The 23331-nt window shown below is 38.4% G+C and carries 23 protein-coding genes; 17 read left to right on the top strand and 6 right to left on the bottom strand.

Annotated features, from left to right (window positions below):
- The first annotated feature begins 509 nt into the window (after nt 1–509).
- Nucleotides 510–4382: a WxL domain-containing protein gene (locus tag MKZ30_RS11690; RefSeq protein WP_458448804.1), complete on the top strand. Its 3873-nt coding sequence runs from the start codon at nt 510–512 to the stop codon at nt 4380–4382.
- 68 nt (nt 4383–4450) lie between these two features.
- Here the strand turns inward: MKZ30_RS11690 and lepB are convergent, their stop codons facing one another.
- The 3 genes from lepB to rpsD form a co-directional block, all read right to left on the bottom strand.
- Nucleotides 4451–4987 (bottom strand): signal peptidase I, encoded by a 537-nt coding sequence (gene lepB, locus MKZ30_RS11685; protein WP_002383266.1) that lies wholly within the window; start codon nt 4985–4987, stop codon nt 4451–4453.
- 61 nt (nt 4988–5048) lie between these two features.
- Complete coding sequence (locus MKZ30_RS11680; RefSeq protein WP_002354975.1) at nt 5049–5597, bottom strand: biotin transporter BioY; 549 nt, start codon at nt 5595–5597, stop codon at nt 5049–5051.
- A gap of 159 nt (nt 5598–5756) precedes the next feature.
- Complete coding sequence (rpsD, locus tag MKZ30_RS11675; protein ID WP_002365342.1) at nt 5757–6368, bottom strand: 30S ribosomal protein S4; 612 nt, start codon at nt 6366–6368, stop codon at nt 5757–5759.
- 324 nt (nt 6369–6692) lie between these two features.
- On the opposite strand from rpsD, the gene MKZ30_RS11670 reads away from it, so the two are divergent.
- The 3 genes from MKZ30_RS11670 (at nt 6693) to MKZ30_RS11660 (ending at nt 9007) form a co-directional block, all read left to right on the top strand.
- On the top strand, nt 6693–7496 hold the full coding sequence (locus MKZ30_RS11670) for a formate/nitrite transporter family protein (RefSeq protein WP_002375588.1): 804 nt from the start codon (nt 6693–6695) through the stop codon (nt 7494–7496).
- A 71-nt stretch (nt 7497–7567) separates the two neighbouring features.
- Nucleotides 7568–8221, top strand: a complete 654-nt coding sequence (locus tag MKZ30_RS11665; RefSeq protein WP_033601053.1) for a DNA alkylation repair protein — start codon at nt 7568–7570, stop codon at nt 8219–8221.
- Nucleotides 8222–8230: 9 nt separating this feature from the next.
- Nucleotides 8231–9007, top strand: a complete 777-nt coding sequence (locus MKZ30_RS11660) for a Cof-type HAD-IIB family hydrolase (RefSeq protein WP_002383269.1) — start codon at nt 8231–8233, stop codon at nt 9005–9007.
- A gap of 46 nt (nt 9008–9053) precedes the next feature.
- Here the strand turns inward: MKZ30_RS11660 and def are convergent, their stop codons facing one another.
- Entirely contained in the window at nt 9054–9617 is a 564-nt protein-coding gene (gene def / locus MKZ30_RS11655; RefSeq protein WP_002381104.1) for a peptide deformylase, read from the bottom strand.
- Between the two features lie 279 nt (nt 9618–9896).
- On the opposite strand from def, the gene rpsO reads away from it, so the two are divergent.
- The 8 genes from rpsO to MKZ30_RS11615 all read left to right on the top strand — a co-directional run bounded on the left by rpsO (nt 9897) and on the right by MKZ30_RS11615 (nt 17342).
- Nucleotides 9897–10166: a 30S ribosomal protein S15 gene (rpsO, locus tag MKZ30_RS11650; RefSeq protein ID WP_002354983.1), complete on the top strand. Its 270-nt coding sequence runs from the start codon at nt 9897–9899 to the stop codon at nt 10164–10166.
- 186 nt (nt 10167–10352) lie between these two features.
- Complete coding sequence (gene pnp, locus MKZ30_RS11645; protein ID WP_002367402.1) at nt 10353–12467, top strand: polyribonucleotide nucleotidyltransferase; 2115 nt, start codon at nt 10353–10355, stop codon at nt 12465–12467.
- A gap of 181 nt (nt 12468–12648) precedes the next feature.
- Nucleotides 12649–13509: a rod shape-determining protein MreC gene (gene mreC / locus MKZ30_RS11640; RefSeq protein ID WP_002383273.1), complete on the top strand. Its 861-nt coding sequence runs from the start codon at nt 12649–12651 to the stop codon at nt 13507–13509.
- Nucleotides 13506–14015: a rod shape-determining protein MreD gene (mreD, locus tag MKZ30_RS11635; protein ID WP_002381106.1), complete on the top strand. Its 510-nt coding sequence runs from the start codon at nt 13506–13508 to the stop codon at nt 14013–14015. Before mreC ends, mreD begins: the two co-directional genes overlap by 4 nt.
- A gap of 331 nt (nt 14016–14346) precedes the next feature.
- A complete protein-coding gene (locus MKZ30_RS11630; RefSeq protein WP_002383274.1) occupies nt 14347–15765 on the top strand; it encodes a CHAP domain-containing protein in 1419 nt (472 codons plus the stop codon).
- 177 nt (nt 15766–15942) lie between these two features.
- Nucleotides 15943–16512, top strand: a complete 570-nt coding sequence (locus tag MKZ30_RS11625) for a TetR/AcrR family transcriptional regulator (protein ID WP_033600625.1) — start codon at nt 15943–15945, stop codon at nt 16510–16512.
- Nucleotides 16513–16552: 40 nt separating this feature from the next.
- A complete protein-coding gene (locus MKZ30_RS11620; protein WP_002378799.1) occupies nt 16553–17023 on the top strand; it encodes a low molecular weight protein-tyrosine-phosphatase in 471 nt (156 codons plus the stop codon).
- Nucleotides 17024–17111: 88 nt separating this feature from the next.
- Complete coding sequence (locus MKZ30_RS11615) at nt 17112–17342, top strand: hypothetical protein (protein WP_002385239.1); 231 nt, start codon at nt 17112–17114, stop codon at nt 17340–17342.
- Nucleotides 17343–17389: 47 nt separating this feature from the next.
- Here MKZ30_RS11615 and MKZ30_RS11610 read toward each other — a convergent pair whose 3' ends face one another.
- Nucleotides 17390–18124 (bottom strand): class A sortase, encoded by a 735-nt coding sequence (locus MKZ30_RS11610; protein WP_002354994.1) that lies wholly within the window; start codon nt 18122–18124, stop codon nt 17390–17392.
- A 233-nt stretch (nt 18125–18357) separates the two neighbouring features.
- On the opposite strand from MKZ30_RS11610, the gene MKZ30_RS11605 reads away from it, so the two are divergent.
- From MKZ30_RS11605 to MKZ30_RS11590, 4 genes are all read left to right on the top strand, one after another.
- Nucleotides 18358–19143, top strand: coding sequence for a hypothetical protein (locus MKZ30_RS11605; RefSeq protein WP_002354996.1), 786 nt, complete (start codon nt 18358–18360; stop codon nt 19141–19143).
- A 76-nt stretch (nt 19144–19219) separates the two neighbouring features.
- Nucleotides 19220–19873 carry a PepSY domain-containing protein gene (locus tag MKZ30_RS11600; protein ID WP_202566581.1) on the top strand — a complete coding sequence of 218 codons (654 nt, stop codon included), beginning with the start codon at nt 19220–19222 and terminating at the stop codon, nt 19871–19873.
- A 163-nt stretch (nt 19874–20036) separates the two neighbouring features.
- The gene (gene thiT / locus MKZ30_RS11595) at nt 20037–20612 is read left to right on the top strand and encodes an energy-coupled thiamine transporter ThiT (protein ID WP_002354998.1); all 576 of its coding nucleotides are present in this window, start codon (nt 20037–20039) and stop codon (nt 20610–20612) included.
- A 94-nt stretch (nt 20613–20706) separates the two neighbouring features.
- Nucleotides 20707–21843 carry a hypothetical protein gene (locus MKZ30_RS11590; RefSeq protein ID WP_033600623.1) on the top strand — a complete coding sequence of 379 codons (1137 nt, stop codon included), beginning with the start codon at nt 20707–20709 and terminating at the stop codon, nt 21841–21843.
- A gap of 71 nt (nt 21844–21914) precedes the next feature.
- Here MKZ30_RS11590 and MKZ30_RS11585 read toward each other — a convergent pair whose 3' ends face one another.
- Nucleotides 21915–22277 (bottom strand): hypothetical protein, encoded by a 363-nt coding sequence (locus MKZ30_RS11585; protein WP_002354999.1) that lies wholly within the window; start codon nt 22275–22277, stop codon nt 21915–21917.
- Between the two features lie 216 nt (nt 22278–22493).
- On the opposite strand from MKZ30_RS11585, the gene MKZ30_RS11580 reads away from it, so the two are divergent.
- Nucleotides 22494–23270 carry a C39 family peptidase gene (locus MKZ30_RS11580; RefSeq protein WP_002372856.1) on the top strand — a complete coding sequence of 259 codons (777 nt, stop codon included), beginning with the start codon at nt 22494–22496 and terminating at the stop codon, nt 23268–23270.
- Nucleotides 23271–23331 lie beyond the last annotated feature (61 nt).

Here is a 23331-nt window from a genome sequence, read left to right as displayed (position 1 = left end):
ATGTTCAATATGATTTTGTAGATGAAACAGGTACGCCTTTTACAGAACAATTAGTCTTCTCTGGAAACTATCAAGCGTTTAAAGGTGGTGATTTTAATTCAACACCAGTTCCTTTGCCGGCACCATATAATAAACTATCAGCTCAGAACAATGGTTCGGGTTCTTATATTTTAAGTGTTAGTAATGGTTCAGCAATGCCATTTACTGAGCAAACAATTGCAAATTATGGCGGTGGTGGAACAAACCCCGTTGTTAAGTATCGAACAATGTTTATTTTAGATAAATTGAATATTGCAACACCATTGAAATTTGTGGACAGTATTGAATATGATTTTGTAAACAGTAATTGGGCTCTGTACCTGTACACCGGATTTAATGCAACGACAGGTATCTTTGATAACAGTGTTGAGGAAGCAAAAACATTTCCAATGTCGGAAACATCAAAAGATGCGAAGTTCCAAAAAAATGCGCAAGGATATTTTGAAATTATTCAGCCCAGTACCTTTGCGATTTCAAGTGGGGATTTTACTGGTTGGACGATTCCTGGATACAGTAATATTAGATTATTTGGATTTGATGGTACAAATACAATTAAATCAAAAATGATTTACAAAGTTACTCGAAAACAAGTCACAGAAAAATTTGTTGATGGAACAGGTGTGGCAATTACACCACCGACTGGTTTTACGCAAAATAAGAAAACACCGATGACAAGTAACAATTTTACTTATACAAGTGCCAAAGCCTTGCCAGATACGTACAAGGCAGGCGGCAAAACTTACAAGTTCAAAGGCTGGTACAAAGGCAAAACAAAACCAGCGACTTTAAAAACGACGAAGACACCAAGTTACGCTGTGACTTACGATGACAATGACGACATGACAGCGGTCTATGAGGAAGTTGTACCTAAAACAGTAACGGTACCAGCAGTTGATTATTTATTTGGCTTTATCAATGAGAAAGGTGTGTACGTCTATGATGCGAAACTAACTGCAACTATCACAGAGGTCAGTGGTGGAACAGTCAAAAACGGTAGTGCAATCACTAGTGTACCCGAAGGTGTTTTCCAAAAATTAACAATTCCTAGTAAAGCATTAACATATACGGAAACGTCACCCGTGTTTTATGGCGTTACTAAAGCTAACGTGCAAGTACCAAAATACTATAAACAACCAACCGTTAAACCAGGTAGTTATTTTACTGGACCTCTTGGCGGCTACCCGATGGCTACCATCGCTCTGCAAAACATTGCCAACGGTCAAAAAAGTAACGCTTCTGTAGACGGTTCACGCTTTGATGTTGTCCCAAATGAGTCAGCTAAGCCTAACAATTATTTGCTAGTAAGCAATTTTTGGGCAAGTGATACAACTAAGACAGCTTTTTCAAAAGCCTTAAGCATGACTACAACCGTAAACGCGCCGTCCTTCTTTACAACAGAGGATAAAATGTTTTATTTCTTAGAAAACCGACGTATCACCGAAAACTTCGTCGATAGTAATGGAACGAAAATTACACCGCCAACTGGTTTCACGCAAGGCAAACAAACCGTGATTGATAGTGATTCTTATACCTTCAAACAAGCTGGTACTTTGCCTGACACCTATAAAGCTGGCACAAAAACCTACAAATTCAAAGGCTGGTACAAAGGCAAAACCAAACCAGCAACATTAGAAACCAGCAAAACACCAAGTTATGCTGTTACTTACGATGATAATGACGATTTAACAGTTGTCTATGAAGACCAAACATCAATTACTTTGCCAGGTGCAAGCTATCAATTTGGTTTTATTGATGATTCAGGAAAGATAGTGGATCCATCAAAAGTTGGTTTAACCTATGACTTATGGCTGTTAGATAAAAAAGTAAGTACCGTTACTAACAAAAATCTAAGTGGAGTCAATATTGGCAATGTTAAGTCAATGAGTATTCCTGATAAAGAAATTCCATTGCCTGTTTATGGAGATGGGAATAGTCTGTTTAGTCCCATCAACATGACGTTCTCCTTGCCAAAATATTATTCAAATATGACTATCAATACTGGCTTAAATAGCAGTTATCCGCTTCCTGTAGTTACTGAACATCGAAGCAATGAAGCGCCAAAAGAAGTACCAACAACCGATGCTAGTTTTGCTTTACAAAAGGTAGCAGATCAATCTTATACCACAGCATATACGAATAGTAATCCAGTAGCGCCTAATGTTAAGTTTCCAATCCTTTATCGTCGATATGCAGTCCCACCAATGGGGCTTGATCCTTATACTAATTACTCAACCTTTAGTGGGCCAGTATATTATACGTTAACTCAACGGCGAGTAACGGAACATTTTGTTGATAATAACGGCAATGAAATTCCAGCGCCAACAGGCTTCACGCAGGGCAAACAAACCGTGATTGATAGTGAAAACTTTACGTATACGAGTGCCAACGCCTTGCCAGATACGTATACCGCAGGAGACAAATCTTATAAGTTCAAAGGTTGGTACAAAGGTATTGATAAAACTGCGCTGGAAACCACGAAAACACCAAGTTACGCCGTCACTTACGATAACAAAGACGACATGACAGCGGTCTATGAAGAAGTGCAAGAAACCACTGTTCACCCTGGTTTCTACGCGGAGTTTGTCGATGAACAAGGCAAAGCATTCACGAATCCACTTACGCTTTCTGGAAACTATACAGAATTTCTCAGAAAAAATGCTACTAGTCCCTTTGAAGCGACGGGTTCGCTTTACCCAATGGCGGGAAGTAAAGAGGCAACTGTTGCTAATCGCTATAAGATAGAAACCAAGCAAAACGTCTTGATTCCTAATAATTATGAGCTTTTACCTGATCCAGCAACAGGTGTTTTAAATAGAGGATTTGCGTTGAATAACTTTGGTATTACGAATGAATTGAAGTACGTGGACAAAGTGGAAGCAACAACGAAAACCATTACGTTGTACGACTATGATACGATTAGTGACATTGGCACCAACCTTCTGTCAGATGCAGCAACGACTAGTTTAAATAGCTTTGAAACAACGCTTAACAAGGAAACGAACAATACTTTTTCTGTTAAGGCCAAGTGGGGCCAATCAGGATTATCAAGAGATATCCTACCTAATCTGTTATTTTTAACCAGTGCAAATTCCAAACCAAGACTATTTGGTTTTGATGGAACTAGTGACTACAAGCAAACGATAAACTATAAAATTACACGAAAACAAGTCACTGAAAATTTTGTCGATGCAACGGGGGCCAAAATTACACCACCAACAGGTTTTACGCAAGGTAAACAAATACCAATGACAAGCAATAGCTTCACCTACACGAGTGCCAATGCCTTGCCAGATACGTATACCGCAGGAGACAAATCTTATAAGTTCAAAGGTTGGTACAAAGGTATTGATAAAACTGCGTTGGAAACCACGAAAACGCCAAGTTATGCCGTGACTTACGATGACAAGGATGACATGACAGCAGTCTATGAGGAAGTCCAACCAACGGCAGAAATGACTGTTAGTCGGTTACTAGAAGTGATTCCCAACGGATCTTCTATGGTTTGGACAGTTAGACTAAAAAACACCAGTGAAGTTCCGTTGACCAATATTAAACTAGCACCAACGGCCAAATGGGCGGCAGGTATTTCGGCGCCGACTCAATTAGCTGTTCGCATTGGTAGTACATCAAAAATTATCCCAGTGACGGCAGAACAATGGCGCACAGGAGTTAACTTGGGTGTGGAAATTCCGGTGAATGGTGAAGCTTTAGTGACAGTGAACACAGCGAAAATCACTGGAGAACCAAGGCAACTTTTAACCGCAGAAATGACAGCTAGCGGGAACTTTTCTGCAGTGACAGCTAGTAACTTTGTGCGTATTCAAGGCGAAGATCAAACGATTACGCCTGCGCCAGTAGAAGAAGGTTTCATTAGTACACCAACGTTTGATTTTGGGAAAATTACGATTAGCAGTAGTGCCAAACAGTACGGTCTGAAAAAAGCAGCCGATTATTATGGGAATGGTACGCGTAATCCATACTTGCGGATCAAGAAAAGCCAACCCAATTGGCAGTTGACAGCACAATTATCACAGCTCAAAGCATCTACCGATAGTTTGCCAACAAGTACGCGCTTATTATTAGGCAATGCGGATGTTGCAGCAATCGAAAACTATAACCAAGTCACAGAATCAACGAATAAAGTGGGGGTTACGAAAGCCTTAACTTTGACGAGTGACGGTACATCTACACCAGTAATTCTTAATAACCAATTTACAGGTAATGATGTCTACCAATTAGATTTTGATTTTGCTAGCGTGAAATTAGACGTCCCAGCTAATCAAGGGAAAATAAATGAGAAATATCAAGGGACGGTGACGTGGAACTTAGTCACTGGACCATAACAAAAATACGTGAATAAAAGCTGAACCGCCCTCAAAAAGTCTAACTTTTTGAGGGCGGTTTAGTATTTTTATGGAAAGCCAATTTTATCTAACGGATAATAACGAAAAGTCAAAACACCTTCCACGCTCTCTTGTTTTACAAAGCCAAAGTAACGACTGTCATCTGAGCGCGGGCGATTATCGCCTAAGACAAAATACATGCCTTCTGGAACGGTCAGGGATTGGGTGGCTTCTAAGGTCTCTAAGGTAAAATCTTGGGTATAATTTTCATTTTTAGAGACATTTCTTTTAGCACTTGCTAAGTAATCTTCACTGAGTGATACACCATTAATATAAAGGGTATCATCGCGATACTCGACTGTTTCGCCAGGTAAACCAATTAAACGTTTGGCTACTCGTTGGCCGTTGCGAGGACTAGGAAAAGCGATAATATCAAAGCGTTGTGGCTTTTTAATCGAAGTCACCCATAAACGGTCGTTGTTATGAAGTGTTGGTTCCATTGAAGAGCCATTCACCGCAGCAGGGGAGAAAACATAGTGTCGAATCAGCAAGACAGCGCCGACTAACAAAACCAACTGAACCAATCGTTTTAATAATGAGGACATGGACTTCACTCCTTTGTCCTTTTAGTGTACTACAGACAAGGAAAAGAAAAAAGTTTTCCCCTTAAGAAAGGTGTGCTAAAAAACGTTTCATAAAGCGTTGGCGAATTAAAATACCAACATAAGCAGCTGCGACAGCCTTGATGATACCAGGAATAATAAACGGAGCAAACCCGCCCGCGAAAGCATTTGGCCACGGCAGATTTGCGGAATATTTCAACCAAATCATACCGAAAACTAAGGTAACTAAGGCGCCAGCAATATTTGCGATAATGGCCCAAGTATAGTTAAAGGTTGTTTTTTCTAAAATATAACCAGTTAATAAGCCGTTAAAGATAAAGCCGATTAAATAGCCGCCAGTGGGTCCAAAGAGTACACCGAACCCGCTGGACATCCCAGCGTAAACGGGTAAACCAATTAATCCTAATAAGAAGTAAATTAAAATAGCGTAGGTCCCCGTTCGCTTGCCCAAAACGGTAGCGGTTAAGCCGATGGCAAACGTTTGTCCAGTTAAGGGGACAATCCCCAATGGAATTGTAAATTGTGAAAGTACAGCAATAATCACAGCGAATTCTGCTGCTAAAATTAAGGAGCGTAACGATGCTTTATTCATAAGAAGCCTCACTTTCTATTGTTAACCAATTATTTTTATTTGGTTAACAATAGTTTAGCGGAAGTGAACCATTTTGTAAAGAGGGCAAAGAAAAAAACCTTGCCAAGAAAGGCAAGGTTTTGAAAGAAGGTAAGAACCGTAGTTCGACCTTTTGAAATCTTAAAGTTTTTGGTTGTAGTATTCAACGACAAGTGCTTCGTCGATTTCTGGGTAAAGTTCATCACGTTCTGGTAAACGAGTGAAGCTACCTTCTAATTTTTCAGTGTCAAAGCTTACGAATGCTGGACGTCCAACAGTTGCTTCAACTGCTTCTTTAATTGTTGAGATGTTTTGAGATTTTTCACGAACACCGATCACTTGACCAACTTCAACGTGGTATGATGGAATATCAACACGTTTGCCGTCTACAGTGATGTGGCCATGGTTAACTAATTGACGTGCTTGACGACGAGTAGTTGCAAGACCTAAACGGTAAACAACGTTATCTAAGCGTTGTTCTAGTAAAACCATGAAGTTAACACCGTGTTTACCTTCTTTGATTTTGCTTGCTTTAATGAACAACGTACGGAATTGACGTTCGTTCATGCCATACATATGACGTAATTTTTGTTTTTCAGTTAATTGCATTCCGTATTCAGAAACTTTACCACGGCTGTTAGGTCCGTGTTGTCCTGGTTTGTAAGGGCGACGAGCTAGTTCTTTACCAGTACCTGATAAAGAGATACCTAGACGACGAGATACTTTCCATGATGGTCCAGTATAACGAGACATTAAAAATTCCTCCAATAAATAAATGTTTTTTTGGAGTAAAATAATTAGATGAAAAATTCATATTCGTTCAGTTCATTCTTCAACCTTCGCCTTTGCAGCCGCGGTTACGCAGTTGAACCAAGTTTGGCAATGAACTGTTGACGAGTTATTATTCTTCTGCTGCAATTATTTTACACAAAATCTAGTATACTTAATAGGATAGGAAACGTCAAGGTTTTAAAGTGAAATCTGAAAAAAAAGGTAGACAAAAACACTTTTCCTCATTAGAATAAGAGGAGATGTTTTGAAAATATAAGTTGAAAACGGAATGAAAGGGAGTTTACAATGAAGTCTGGTTCACCATTGTTTGAACAAATTGATAAATCCATCGACAAGAAAGTGAATTTATTCTCAAACAGCTTTTCCCGCTACGCTGTTCGTGCAATGCTTGCTTGTCTATTTTTAACGTTGGGAACAGCCGTTGCTTTTGCAATCGCAATTAAAGGAGAAGGAATTTCTCATGGTTTAGGGAAAATGCTTTACGCCTTCATGTTCAGTTGGTCACTTGTGATGATTTTATATATGAATGCCGAACTTGGTACCTCGAATATGTTGTACATGACTGTTGGCGTCTATCGTAAAAAAGTCAACTTTTCCTTAGCTGCAAAAATTTTATTTACCTGTATCTTATTCAATTTAATTGGTGGTGTCTTATTTGGTTTCTTGGTATCACTTACGGTGCCGTTCCAAGATTTACCAAAAGATAGTTTCTTCTTTACGTCGATTGCTGGAAAATTAGAAAAAACCACCCTGCAAATTTTAGTTGAAGCTATGTTCGCCAATATTGTGGTTAATACAGCCGTATTAGTGAGTATGCGAATGAAAGATGACGCCGGCAAAGTCGCGGCCATTATTTTCATTATCTTTATCTTTGCTTTCCTTGGTTTTGAACACGTGATTGCCAACTTCCCAGCGTTCAGTTTAGCTTACTTTGCTTCAAACGGCGCAATTGAAGCTTTCACAGCTGGTAATGTTATTCATAATCTTTTCTGGGCCTTTATCGGTAACTTTATCGGTGGTGGCTTAATTATGGGTCTCGGCTATGCTTGGTTAGATAAAGACAACAAAAACTTAACGTATTTTGATTAATTGACCAACCAACTATACTAAAACATGGTACACTGTTTTAGTATAGTTTTTTTATTATGAGGAGCGAAGGAATGGACACACTTCAATTTCAGAAGAACCCAGAAACAGCAGCAAAAATGTCTGCTTATATGAAACACCAATTTGTTTTTGCAGGCATCCCCGCCCCAGAACGTCAAGCGTTAAGTAAACAACTTTTAAAAGAAAGTCATACGTGGCCAAAGGAAAAATTATGCCAAGAGATTGAGGCTTACTATCAAAAAACAGAACGAGAATATCAGTATGTCGCTATTGATTTAGCTCTTCAAAATGTTCGGAGATTTTCATTAGAAGAGGTCGTAGCGTTTAAAGCCTATGTTCCACAAAAAGCGTGGTGGGATAGTGTGGATGCTTGGCGAAAATTTTTTGGGTCGTGGGTGGCGTTGCATCTGACTGAATTGCCAACGATTTTTGCCCTTTTTTATGGCGCTGAAAATTTATGGAATCGGCGAGTTGCGCTGAATTTACAGTTGATGTTGAAAGAAAAGACCAATCAGGACCTGTTGAAAAAGGCGATTATTTATGATAGAACTACAGAGGAGTTCTTCATTCAAAAAGCGATTGGCTGGTCATTACGCCAATATAGTAAAACGAATCCGCAATGGGTCGAGGAATTGATGAATGAATTAGTGTTGAGTCCTTTAGCACAACGAGAAGGCAGTAAATATTTAGCGAAAGCGAGCGAATAAGGAGAAATGATGGAAAGAAAACTTTTTGCATTTGATATTGATGGGACGTTGTTAAATTCGGAGAAGAAAGCATTGGATAGCACGAGAGAAGCGCTAGCAAAATTGCGGGAGCAAGGACACTTAGTTACGCTGGCAACTGGCAGAAGTCGTTACATGGCGCAAGAGGTGATTTGGGATTTAGATTTTACCAATTACGTATTATGTAATGGCGCCGCAGCTTTTGTGGATCATGAGCAATATTATCAAAATTTATTGCACGCTGAAGCGTTGGAACGTTTGGCACAAGACAGTGATCAACGCGGCTTAGGATTTGCTTGTGTGGGCTTAGATGATATTAAGAAGAGCAACCAGCACCGTGCTGAAAAAATGGAAATTGCGATGAACTCTTTTCATTTTCATTCACCTGCTTATGATGAACACTTTTACCGTCAAAATGATATTTACCAAGCGTTGGCATTTTATGACGCAGAAGATCAGTGTACGTTTGAAGAAGAATACCCAGAATTTCGCTTTATTCGCTGGCATCAACATAGCGTAGATGTTGTGCCTAAAGATGGCTCAAAATCAGCTACGTTAACGTATTTAGCCAAACGTGTGGGCATTGATGCAAAAAATATCATTGCCTTTGGGGACGGCGAAAATGACCGAGAAATGCTAAGCCATGCAGGGATTGGCGTCGCAATGGGCAACGCGAGTCCTTCCATTCAAGAAGTGGCCACAATGGTCACAGATACCAATGATAATGATGGCATTTGGAAAGCCTTAAAAGAAATGAAGGCCATTTAAAAAAACTGCGCCGTTTGTTTTCAGACAAACGGCGCAGTTTTTTTCTTTATTCGATGACTAAAACGCCCTCTTTTAAAGCAAATGGATTTTCTTTGTTAATATGATCGTAGAACATGATGCCATTAATATGATCAATTTCATGTTGAACCACAATCGCTTCGTAGTTTTTTAAACGAACTTTGTGTTTTTCGCCAGCCATGTCAAAATAACTGACGGTAATTTTGTTATGGCGAACGACATACCCAGGCACATCCCGATCGACAGATAAACAGCCTTCCCCTTCACCTAAACATACATCTTGCACAGAATGGCTCAAAATTTTAGGGTTGTACATCACCGTACTTAATGAAGGCTTTTCGTTTTCTGGGTCGTTACTAGGAACATGGACAGCAATAATTCGTTTAGAAATATCTAATTGTGGTGCAGCTAAACCAACGCCACCACGTAATTGTAATTCTTCGGCTTTGACTGGATCTTGACTATTTTTTAAGAAAGTCAACATGTCCTCACCTAATTGTCGGTCTTCCTCAGTGATAGGGACAGGCACTTCTTCTGCCACAGCACGAAGTGTGGGATTCCCTTCACGAATAATATCTTTCATTGTAATCATTCAATGGTTCCTCCTTTGAAACATAAAAAAATTCTTCTTTTATTTATTCATGCGCTGAAATAATCAGTTGTTTACCACCATTTAGTGTATCACAAAATCACCAAAAAAGGGGCTAGATTGTTTAAAAAAACTATCGAATAATAGAGATTAAGCTTGCATTTTAGCGGTGTTTCCTGTAAAGTAAGCTTGTGTGGAAACACACCATCTATCACTTGGTTTAGCGAGTCACCAACGCTTCACTCAGTGATCAGACGAATAATAGAGAAAGAGGTGGAACAAATGGCAATTTCACAAGAAAGAAAAAACGAAATCATTAAAGAATACGCACGTCATGAAGGAGATACTGGTTCTCCAGAAGTACAAATTGCTGTCTTAACTGAAGACATTAACCAATTGAACGAACATGCGCGTACACACAAAAAAGATCACCATTCTTACCGTGGTTTAATGAAAAAAATCGGTCACCGTCGTAACTTGTTAGCTTACTTACGTAAAACTGACATCCAACGTTACCGCGAATTGATCCAACGTTTAGGATTACGTCGTTAATCATTACGTATAAAGCGAGGTTCAATCAGAATCTCGCTTTTTATCTTATTGTCACTATTGAAGGTCCTCTTTGGAAAGTTTTTAGGAACTACTAACCAAATGAAAGAGCAACAACGACTTGTTACTTTTTCATTTGTTTAGTAGCCGTCTGACTTTTCCAAAGAGCAAGAGTAAAGGAGAAGAATTATGACAGAAAAACAAGTCTTTAAAACAACTTGGGGCGGCCGCCCACTAGAAGTAGAAATCGGCCAATTAGCCAAACAAGCCAATGGAGCTGTCTTAGTACGTTACGGCGATACGGTCGTTTTAAGTGCTGCTGTTGCCTCTAAAGAAGCGAAAGATGTAGACTTTTTCCCATTAACTGTAAACTATGAAGAAAAAATGTATGCGGTAGGAAAAATTCCTGGTGGCTTCATTAAACGTGAAGGTCGTCCAAGTGAACGTGCGACATTAACCGCTCGTTTAATCGACCGTCCTATTCGTCCAATGTTCTCAGAAGGCTTCCGTAACGAAGTCCAAATCACAAACATCGTTATGAGTGTGGATCAAGATTGTACACCAGAAATGGCTGCAATGTTTGGGTCTTCCTTAGCGTTAGCAATTTCAGATATTCCGTTTGATGGACCAATTGCTGGTGTTGACGTTGGTCGTATTAATGGCGAATATGTTTTAAACCCAACGGTAGAACAAGCGGAACAAACAGATATTGAATTAACTGTTGCTGGAACAAAAGAAGCCATCAACATGGTTGAAAGTGGTGCTAAAGAAGTATCAGAAGAAGATATGTTAGGTGCCTTACTTTTCGGTTTTGATGCCATTAAAGAACTAGTGGCGTTCCAAGAAGAAATCGTTGCCGCTGTAGGTAAACCAAAAATGGACGTGGACTTATTACAAGTGGACGCTGATCTTAAAAAAGAAATTTTTGATGCGTACTACAATACAATGAAAACAGCCGTAATGACGGAAGAAAAATTAGCACGTGAAGTTGAAATTGACAAAGTAAAAGATACAGTCAAAGAAGTTTACGCTGAAAAATTTGCGGAACACGAAGAAGAAGCGCAATTACTAAAAGAAGTGAAACAAATTGCGGAAGATCTTGAAAAAGATGTCGTACGTGAGTTAATCACGATCGATAAGATTCGCCCGGATGGCCGTAAATTAGACGAAATTCGTCATTTATCATCAGAAGTAAGTATTTTACCACGTGTGCATGGTTCTGGCTTATTTACTCGGGGTCAAACACAAGCTTTATCCGTTTGTACATTAGCGCCTTTAGGGGAACATCAAATCATCGATGGGTTGGGTGTCCAAGATAGCAAACGTTTCATCCATCATTATAACTTCCCACAATTTTCTGTTGGTTCAACAGGACGCGCGGGCTCACCAGGTCGTCGTGAAATCGGTCACGGTGCGCTGGGTGAACGTGCCTTAGCACAAATTATTCCATCAGAAGAAGACTTCCCTTACACAATCCGCTTAGTAGCAGAAGTGTTAGAATCAAATGGTTCTTCTTCACAAGCAAGTATTTGCGCGGGAACATTAGCATTAATGGATGCGGGTGTGCCAATTAAAGCGCCAGTTGCAGGTATTGCAATGGGTCTTGTTAGTGATGGCGAAAACTATACAATCTTAACAGATATTCAAGGTTTAGAAGACCACCTTGGCGATATGGACTTTAAAGTAGCAGGAACGAAAGACGGAATCACTGCTTTACAAATGGACATCAAAATCCAAGGAATTACAGAACAAATTTTAACGGAAGCATTAGACCAAGCGAAGAAAGCACGGATGGAAATTCTAGAAGAATTAACAACAACGATTGCTGCTCCTCGTGAAGAATTAAGTCAATATGCACCGAAAATTGAAATGATTCAAATTAAACCAGCGAAAATTAAAGATGTCATTGGTAAAGGTGGCGAAACAATCAACAGCATCATTGATGAAACTGGTGTTAAGATTGATATCGATCAAGACGGTAACGTAAGTATTGCTTCATCAGATGCTGAAATGATTAAAAAAGCCATCAAGATTATTGAAGAATTAACCAAAGAAGTCGAAGTCGGCCAAGTTTACTTAGCAAAAGTTGTCCGCATTGAAAAATTTGGTGCGTTTGTTAACCTAATTAAAGGCAAAGATGGCTTGATCCATATTTCTCAATTAGCAAACGAACGTGTGAACAACGTTGAAGATGTCGTGAAATTAGGCGACGAAGTCCTTGTCAAAGTAACTGAAATTGACAAACAAGGCCGTGTCAACGTGTCAAGAAAAGCATTATTAAACGAAGAAAACAAAGAAAAATAATTTCTTTTTAAACCAACGAAAACCAAGGAAGTTTCCTTTCTTTTCGTTGGTTTTTTCGTTGAAAATAAGCCCTAAAAAAGAAATGATAAAAAAAGCTAAAGACGATCGCCAACTCTTTTGTTTATAGTCAATTAGTGGTAAAATTAATACTATCAGTCTGAAGAATATCTGGGGTGTCTTTGTGAAAAAATTTAATCCAAATAAAAATATAATCATTACCTTAATTTTAGTCATTATTTTAGTAACCATTATTAGTTTAACTGCTGCGCAACGTTCTGAAAAAGGCAAAACCAATGTCGTTCAAGGTGGCGTCAACAATAGCGTTAGTATGGTGGATCGTGTGATTTCTTTTCCAGCTCGTGTGGTGGAAAACGGCTTGTCTTCAATGGGCAATTTAATTAACACGTTTAAAGAAAATGAACGTCTAAAAGAAAAAATTGATAGCTATAATGAATTAGCTGTCCAAAACAATAACTATAAACGCGAAATTGATAGTTTAAAACAAGAATTGAATCTGAACGAAACGTTAGCTAACTATGAAAAAGTAACTGCGAATGTCATTACGCGTTCGCCGGATACTTGGCAAGACTTATTAATTATCGATAAAGGAACCAATGACGGCATTGAAGCGGGCATGGCGGTCATGGCGCAAAAAGGGTTAGTGGGGCGTGTTATTGAAGTCAATGCAACGACTGCAAAAGTGGAACTACTAACGTCTAAAAATGTTAACTCGAACCATTTCCCTGTGCGAGTAACTTCCGCAAATGGCGAATCGTTTGGTTTACTTAAAAATTACGACAATAAGACAAATGCATTAATTGTGTCACAATTAACTGGCGATGCCACTCTGAAAGAAGGCGATGTCGTTCAGACTTCTGGCTTAGGGGGTAATTCACCAGCCGATTTAGCGGTAGGAACAGTTATTAAAGTGAAACCAGATAGTTTTGGTTTAGATCGTGAAGTCTATGTGAAACCTTATGCGGATGTCTATGGTATCTCCGTTGTGACGGTCGTGAAAAGATCGGCAGGGGAAAGCGAATGATTCGGAAAGAGTATTTAAAATACATCACACCTATTCTCTTGTTTTTCTTAATGTTAATTGATGCTCATTTAACAAAGTCTTTTGAAACGTGGACAAGTAATGTTTACTTCGCCAGTTCTCATCTGCTGTTACTTGCGTTTATGTTCGTCGTTCCTAATTTTTCTAAACGTTATTTATTAATTACTTCGTTAATTTTAGGCTTTATTTGCGATAGCTACTACATTGGCATTATCGGGATTTATACAGTCGCACTGACGATTTCGGTTATGTTGATGTATACATTTAAAGAAGTAATTCAAACAAATTTACTAACTGGTTTTTTTGGGATCGTTATTTTTACCACGTTGTATGAACTGATTGCGGTACTGATTCAAGTGGCCTTTCATTTAGCGGATGTCAGCCCGATTTTATTTATTACGCGTGTTTTGGGCCCTACATTGCTATTGAACATGGTGTGGTATGTTATTTTATCTTATCCGCTGAAAAAACTGTTTTCCGTAAAATAAAAATTGAAAATTTTGTTCGTTTGCGAAAAATGCTCATTTGTTAGCATTTTTCGCTTTTTTTATTTTCTTTAAATAACAAAACAATGAGAAGATTACCCTGGAGCCTTGAAGAAAGTTGTGAAAAAAGTGAAGCTTTTTTTTGTCATTTACAAGAAGAAAATTGAAATATTACTGTAACATCCATATTATCTCAGTGACATACAGCTATGCTACAATTGCTCTATCGTTGAAAAAGAGAAATTTATTCAAATTTTAATAAATAATAAAAAAGCTTAACAAAAAAGGATTTTCGGAGGACAACAGATTGAAGAAAAGTGTATTATCGGCTCTAATGGTATGTTCCATTACATTAACAAGCGTAGCGTTGCCATCCGCAGCATTTGCAGATGAATACGATACAAAGATTCAACAACAAGATCAAAAAATTAATGCGTTAACAAGCCAAATGTCAGATGCAGAAGCAAAAGTTGCCGCGATTGAAAATGATATGGTTGAAACGGCCAAACAAATCGATACATTAACAGCTAAAAAGAACAAGCTATCATCAGAAGTATCTAAATTATATAGTGAAATTTCTGATTTGAATGTCCGTATTCAAAAACGTGAAGTACAAATGACAAAACAAGCACGCGATGTCCAAGTGAATGGTCAAAGTGATTCAATTATTGATGCTGTCTTAGATGCAGATTCAGTAGCAGATGCAATTGGTCGCGTTCAAGCGGTCTCAACAATGATGAGCGCCAACAATGAATTACTAGAACAACAAAAAGAAGACAAAGCGACTGTTGAAAAGAAAACAAAGAATGTTGAAAAACAAATTGCTGAATTAGAAGCAGCAACAAAAGAATTAAATGACAAAACAGAATCATTAAAAACATTGAAGATCCAACAAGAAGTGGCTAAAAATGATTTAGAAGCACAACGTTCTGAAGAACAAGGGAAAAAAGACGGCTTCATTAAACAGAAAAAAGAAGCAGAAAAACGTTTAGCAGAAGAACAAGCACGCCAACGTGCAGCTGCTAAAAAAGCAGAAGAACAAGCGGCAGCGCAAGCACAAGCCGCAGCACAAAAAGCGGCAGCAGAGCAAGCGAAAGCAACAAAAGCAGCCAATGAGGCAGCAGCATCCGCCGCTGAAGAAAAAGCCGCAACACCAGTAGTAGAATCATCAACAACTACCGAAAGTACCACAACGCAAGAAACAACAACTTCAAGTACTGAAACAGAAAGTGTTGTAACAACACCTGCAGCAGCACCTGAAAAAGAAAAAGAAGTTCCTGTAACTAACCCAACGACTCCTGAAAAAGGTAATGAAGCAAAACCAGGGAATGGTGGCGTGACTTCAGGAAAACAAGCCGCAATTAATGCAGCTTTAGCAGATGTTGGTAATTCTTATGCAACAGGTTGGAATCAACCAGGCGAATGTTTAGTATCTGTTCGTCGCTGGCTAGCGGCAGGCGGTATTAACTTCGGTTATGGTGGTCCAAACAGTGGCTATGTTGCTTCTGGCGCAACACAAGTTAGCTGGAGTAACGTGCAACCAGGCGATGTTGTTCAATATGAAAGTGCCTATAGTCCAGATAGCTGGATTGGTGGCGTGCATACTGTCTTAGTTACAGGTGTAAGTGGTGGAAGTGTTCAAATCGTTGAAGCGAACAACCCAGGAGGTTCTGGTTATGTTTCTTCTAACTCTAACTGGTCACCAGCACCACCAGCAGGATTCCGCGCTGTTGTATGGCGTTTTCCAGGCTAAATAGTCATCTATTAATAATTGATAACAAGGAGTGGTAACTAACAAAAATCGTTAGTTGCCGCTTTTTTTATTCATTTAATTTTAAATATATGCATAAAATGTATCTGAAAATATTGTAATCTGGCCGTTTTTTTGCAATTATAGAGGTATATACATATTAGGAGCGGAGGAATCAGCATGAGCGGAACGCACGATACAAAACAAGCAATCGCTTCAGCTTTAATAGAATTATGTGAACAAAAGGATTTTCGTAAAATAAGTGTCCAAGATATTACCAGAAAAGTGGGCTTGAATCGTCAAACATTTTATTATCACTTTACAGATAAATATGATTTATTACGTTGGATTTATCGTCACGATGCATTGATTTACTTAGAAACAGATATTTGTTTGGAAAACTGGGAGGAACAAGCCCTGAAGTTATTAAAAGCGATTAAAGAGAAGAGTTATTTTTACTATACAACGGTGACCTCAGATTCAGAAGTTCTTCTTAATGTTTTTTCCGCTTCGACCAATCGCTTATTTATTTCATTATTTGAACAAGTCGATGTTGAGAACCATTTAACAGATAAAGACAAACAATTTTATGCGAATTTCTTTTCCTATGGATGTAGTGGCGTCTTAACGAAATGGATTCTTGAGGAATATCCTCAGACTCCTTTGGAAATGGCGACGCAATTATTCCGTTTAGCGAAAGATACAGAATTTATGGCTTATCATTTGTATGAACAAGAAGCCAATGAGTAATGTGTGAAGGATAAAAAGTTTTATGAAGGAGTGAAACGTTGTGGTAACTGTGTTATTTGTTTGTTTAGGCAATATTTGTCGCTCGCCAATGGCAGAAGCGATTTTTCGTCAGAAAGTCCAACAAGCTGGTTTAGAATCGACTATTCAAGTGTTTTCAGCAGCTACTAGCCACTGGGAAGTTGGCAGTCAGCCACATAAGGGAACCAGAAAAATTTTGGAGCAACAAGGAATTTCCTATCAAGGAATGCGGGCAACACAAATCCAGCCAAGTGATTTTAAAAAATATGACTATATCATTGGGATGGATGCGAATAATGTGGCAGATTTAAAAGCATTAGCTCCTCAAGAAGAGCAACGGCGGATTCATTTATTTATGGAAGTTGTGGCTGGTAAAGAAACCATGGACGTACCTGATCCTTATTATACTGGTGATTTTGAGGAAACTTACCGCTTAGTGGAAGCAGGTACCTCAGAATGGTTGAAAAAAATAAAAGCACAGCTGAAAGATTAGGACTATAGTCCGATAGTACTTTCTGTTTCCCCTTGGTACAATAGTGTTAACAAATTGTTCAGGGAAAAAGAGACAGGAGGGAAGTAAGATGAACAGTAGTTATTTATCCTATGTTTTTGAATTGAGTTTGTATTATTTATTGTTGATAATGAGTCTGCCGCTAGTGTATGCTGTCACGTATCATTTATCTTTTAGTAGTATGTATACAAGTGAATGGTTAATGATCTCTGTTTTCTTATCTCCGTTAGTTTTATTATTTGCAGGTATTCGTTATGGTTTTGCTCGTTTGAAACAGCAAGAACGCCAAGTGATGAAATAAAGCAAAAAATCCTTGAAAAGTTTTGAAACTTTTCAAGGATTTTTTTATTAAGCCACCCAATCGGCTAAGGTTTTTTGCTCCAATTGGAAAGCCTTCAACATATCGTCGTTGGCGTCTTTAATAGGCGTCGTTGCTGCCAATGTTCCTTGAACAGCAATTCGCGTCGTTGCTTGTAAATCGCCACAGGTAATTAAGGTAATCATATTTTGACCAGGAACGTCATCAATTAACTCAACACGGGTTGGTTCGATTTTTTCTACAGAAGTTATTTTGTATGTATAAACAGTAGATAAATCAGTGATATAAATGAGTTCGTCTTTTTTGGTTCTTTCTAAAGGTGAAAATAAGGAAACGCCATCTTCCGTTCGATGACTAGCCAAGGCATAATTGTTTTTCCCCATGACTTGATCTTCTTTCATGGTCCCGGCACCAGTTAATAAAGCGACATTTGACAATCCTTTAAAAATAGGCAAATTAATTTCGACACTTGGTATCGCAATGGCACCAATCACAGGTAAGTTTTTGTTTTCAAATTGGGCTTTCATCACCGCTTCTGTGCTCAAGGACTCAACTGAATCAAAGTCAAACGTTGTTTCACGAGCCATATTTTTCTTCACATCAGCTGGTTTCAACTTGCTAACGGCGTACGAGCGGCTATTTTGTTGAACCACCCAACTGCGTATCTGATTGTTAAAAATTAAGGCCAAGCCAATGATAAATAGTAAAACTAATAAACTATTGATTAACCAATTTTTTCCTCTTTTTTTCTCTTTTGGGCGCATATTCTCCCTCCTTTTAATGTATCAAGTTTACCACAATTTATTTGAAAAACCTATTTATTTTCTTCGGGAAATAGGTAAGCAGACCGGACCTTGATTTAATAAAAAACAACTGAATCGATTGATTTTTCAAAAAAATCCTCATTTTGTAATGGAATTTTAAAGTAAAAGAAACAAGCTTTTCTTTTGAAAATATTGTAAAATGGTAAGGAGGCTAGTAGAGGGGAGATGGGAATTTGCTTGATTTAATTTATGTACATATAGATGTAACCAGCAACGCGGTTTTATCTAAAGGAATTACCCATTCCGATTTTGTTCGTTCAATTGTGCATCATCCACAGAACTTACTATTATTAGATCCTTCTGCCGAAGCTGGCGAATACGATATGCATTCAGGCTTGAAAATTATTCGTGGAGAAGAAAGCGTCAATCGCTATTTTCAATCGCTACAACGGCGTTGGATGACTGAAGAGATTAAATGGATTGACTTTTCCGATGTGACGATGCTAAAAGAGCTAACGCCATTAGAAATTTCGGAACTTCTTTATTTTGGACACATGAAGAATAGTTTGCATTCGCCTTTCTTTTATAAGCTACAAAATGATTTTGTCTTTTTTGAATTTGCAGATCAGATGACGCGTGTCTATTATCGTTATATTGATGAATTTTATCGAATCTTTGCTGATAAAATTACACGTGTTGTTTTAGAGAAAGTGAACCAGAAAAAGGCCTTCTTTAAACGAAATACGCCTGTCGAAAAATTAAGTCCTGAATTACTTAAAAATATGAAAGGTATCTTGCAAGAAGGTGTTATTTTTTGCTTCCAACAAACGGAAGTGGATAAAGAAGAATATCGGATTCCTATTTACTTGGTGGAAGATTCACTTAGCAAGATGAAAAATACCTCTTACCAAAAAGAAGAAATTTTGGCAACGCTTGTCTATAATAGTGAAAAACGCATTTGGCACATTGAACAAGAGAATGATTTCGGTGAAATTTTTATGTTGGCCCATGAAGGCTGAGAGAGCTCTAACTTTATCAACTAAAGTAGGGCTCTTTTTGTAGCTATGATTTGAATGAGAAATCAAGTATAATAAAATGATAAAAAGGAAAGAAGGTTGTTTAATGAAAAAAATACTCTATGGCGCTCTGACTGGCTTGGCCCTCTTTTTGGTAGCTGGCTGTACACCCAAAACGCCTACTGCTGTTTCATCAACAAATGAGCAAAAAGAAACAGCAATATCAACTAGTGAAACAAGTACAACCGTACAACAAGAAGCAACGACGACATCAGAGAAGGCAACTGCGGTAGCTGTCTCTTTAGAAAAAGTAACGACAGCATTTGAGAAAAAATATCCAGAAGCTAAAATAACAAGTCTGCAGTTAGATACAGATTTTGGCCGTTATTTTTATGAAATAGAAGGCGTGGATCAGCAAAAAGAATATCAAGTTGAAGTGAACGCAGAGACAGGCGAATTCACAAAAGAAAAAGTCGAAACTTTGGATGCCGATGAACAAAATGGCGTTAAAATGCAAGAAGAGGCACTTGATTTAACAAAGATCATTTCCAGAGAACAAGCCACAACCTTGGCTGAAAAAGCAGCGAAAGTCGGCCAGGCAACAGATTGGAAGTTAGAGAAAGAATTAGGAATCACCTATTGGGAAGTGAAAGTGAAAGAGGGCCAACAAAAAATAGAGGTAAAAATCGATGCTCATTCTGGTAAAATTTTGACAACTGAGCGGGATGATTAATGGATAAACAGTAGCTGGCATGCGTTTGAGTAGGAGTTGATTCCCTTAAACGTTGGTCCAGCTATTTTTTTGCTTGTTCGACAAACGTGTTTTTCTAAAGTCCCTATGGTAAAATAACGATGTATTAGTGGTTGAGAGCGTCAGAACATAGGAGGAAATTTGTTTGGCTAGAAAAATGGATTTACGTATTTGGGTAGAAGGAACAGTCGTCGCAGCAATGGCAATGGCCCTCTCTTTTTTACCGATTGAATTTGCCAATAGTGGCTTGGACCTATCGTTGGGAATGGTCCCATTAGTTCTTTATTCGTTTCGTCGTGGGTTGCTTCCTGGAGTTGCAGCAGGCTTTGTTTGGGGCATGTTAAATATTATTCTCGGCACAGCCATGAAAAATTTCTTGTCCGTTCCACAGATTATTTTTGAATATCCCTTTGCTTTTGCGTTTGGAGGAATGGGTGGCGTATTTGCTAGAAAAATTCAACTGTATTTTCAAGCGAATCGCTTAAAATCAGCCATTCGTACAATTATTTTAGGAAGTGTTGTCGCAGTCTTCGCCCGCTGGTTTTGGCATTTTTGGGCGGGTGTATTGGTTTGGGGCATGTATGCACCAGAAGGAATGAGCCCATATCTCTATTCCTTTGTTCTAAACGGTACAAGTACCGTCGTCAATTGTTTGTATGTAAGTCTAGTTCTAGGCTTATTGGCAAAAGTAGCACCGCAATTATTTGTTCCTAAGAAATAAGTTGAGTCCTAAGTCAGAAGTTTCCTTTACTTCTGACTTAGGACTTTTTTCTTTTTAAAGCAACTAGCTATTTCATTGTCGAGTACTGTATAATATGAATAAAAAAAGAAAAAAGGCGGTGGTTTCACTGAGTGAATTGTTAGAAGTCTCTTTTTATCCGAAGGCTTTGCTACATGTGGCAAAAAGAGTAACCATTTTCGGTCCGTTAAGTGAACAGGAGCTAGTTGAGCAATGGCAACAAAAACAGTCATTTGCTAGACAGGACGAAAGAACAATAATGCCAGAAAAGCTGTTACAGCAATCAGCTAGCAAAAGTTATTTAAGCATCCGTTGTTTAGGACTGGCCTTAGACCCGAAGATTTTGCTAGAAAAGTTGCAACACCTCTTTCCTCTCTTTATCTGGACAAAGGGACAAGCCGAAACAAGCGACACAGAAAATTGTTATTTTTGTGAATTTATACCAATCTGTTCCAATGCGGCACAACCTTGCAACCTCGAAGCAAGCTTACAACAAATGAATTATCCAACCACGCAATCATTGGTAGAAATTGTTAACGAGTGGCTAAATAACGAACGACAAATAGAACAAGCATCCGTAACGGGTACATATTATCAACAGGCAAGTTTACCCCAACAAGTGGGCAGCCAATCTGAAATAAAAACAAAAGAAGAGCAGCAAATTCGATTTCTACAAGAAAGCTTACGACAAGAAAAAGCAGCTAAAGCGCGCATGAAAGTAGCGAAAGAAAAAGCAGAACAAGAGCTATTAAGATTAGAAAAAGGGTTGTTCGCAAGTAGTTGGGCACACTTCGAGGAGCAACAAACTAAGGAATTAGAGGAAGAGGAATGGTACGATCTCGTTAAAATTGATTTGTTTTACTACGATGAGTTATCAAAAAAAGCTAAATTCCTGAAAGAAGCTTGGGAGATTAATCAACAATTATTAAAGGCGTTCCCTCAAAAAGAAGGAACTACTTTTTTACCAGAATTAGCTCACCATGGTCGCGTGGCCTCTTTGACAGACCAAGTTTCTGAATTAGAGATAAAAACGCTCTATGAGCAAGGCGTGTTAATCAAGGAACGAATGAAGTTTACACAAGGCTCCTGGCTAACCAAACCAAGAGTGAAACTTTATCAAATAGACTTGGAACAATTAGAAAGAATTGGCACACTGTTTGATCTTTTACAAACAGAAAATCGTTTAATTGAGGTCGCTTTGGCGCATCCCTAAAATAAAAGAAACCACCAACCTGCAATCGCCAGGGTTGGTGGTTTCCATTATTTTATAAAGACTTCAATATTCTAGTGAATTTGACGTTGGTGACGATTGGCTAACGTGCTGACTTTCATGACAGAAGCAACAGGAATCATGCGCAACTGTTGTTCATCCGTTTGTAAACGAACGACGATATTGTCCGAAATATTTTTTGAGACAATCCAGCCGATCACCGTTTCGAATTTATGCGCTGTAGGGACTTCTTTCAATTGTAAGACCACTAAGGATTTTTGGGCGGCAGCGACTTGGAGCTCTTGTAAAAGCGCACTGCGTTCCTTTTCTTTATTCTTTTGATCTTGAGAATCTTCTAAAAATGCCGAAAAGAAATGTTGGGAAGAGAGCGTAATCAGTTTAGAAATGCTCTTGATGGTAGCTTTATGTTGATCCATTCTTCTGCCTCCTTTACGAATAAAATAGAATAAAACTCAAATGACTAATTACCTGTATTTTACCTAATTTTGTGATAAAATTCAAGAAAATATGTTCGCCTTCAATAATTATGAGAATTTACCAACGTTTCTGTTTTTCGAAAAAGAAAGTAGTATAATGTGTGAGCATATAAGAAATACATAAGATTATCGGATGTAGTCAATAGATAGAAAAGGATGAATAGTATGTCAAAAAAACCATCAGGTTACCAAAAAAAAGTTCTCACGGTGTTGTTGGTATCGTTTGGCTTTGGCGGGTTGTTAGCGCAGTTTTCGCCGATGAAATCAGGTGGGTTTTCAAGTTGGTTTGATGATTCATATGTTAAAGCTAGTGCTGAATCAAGTAAAACAAAAGAACCAGCACCAGTTAAAATTGAGAAAAAAGTCAAACCTTTAAGCTATGGACAACAGGTCAATCAAGAAATTGAAAAGAAGCAATATGATGGACATCTGGATTTGCCGTTAGAATTGCAGACAGATGCTAAATGGAAAGACACCGCGTACGGATTTGGCAATGTAGATAAGCCGAATACAATCGAAATTAATGGCTGTGCGATTGTGTCGCTTGCAATGGTTGGTTCATACATGGATCACCAAGAAGTTACTCCTCTAGATGTGTTAGCTTGGGCAAAAAATGACTTCTTTATGGAAGGACAAGGGACGGCGTGGTCTATTTTTAGTGCATATGCTGAAATGAAAGGCTATAACTGTCAAGAAATTGGGGATATTGAAACAGTGGCAGCTTTCTTGAAGGAAGGTCATCCAGTCATTATTTCTGTAAAACCAGGCTATTTCACTACAACTGGTCACATTATGGTGATGAGTGGTGTGGATGAAAAAGGCGATTTCTGGATTAATGATCCAAACGATTCAGAAGAAAAGGGCCATTCAAAACGGACATTTACAGCCGAAGAAGTGATGAATGAAGCGTTAAACTTCTGGGCATTTTATTAGGAATAAGAAAAGGTGTGGAACAAAAGGCAGTACCCTTTGTTCGCATCTTTTTTAGCAAATA

The organism is Enterococcus sp. LX10 (assembly GCF_023539285.1).
In the GTDB taxonomy this organism is placed as follows: Bacteria; Bacillota; Bacilli; order Lactobacillales; family Enterococcaceae; genus Enterococcus; species Enterococcus faecalis.
This window is presented reverse-complemented; position numbering and strand designations above follow the sequence as displayed.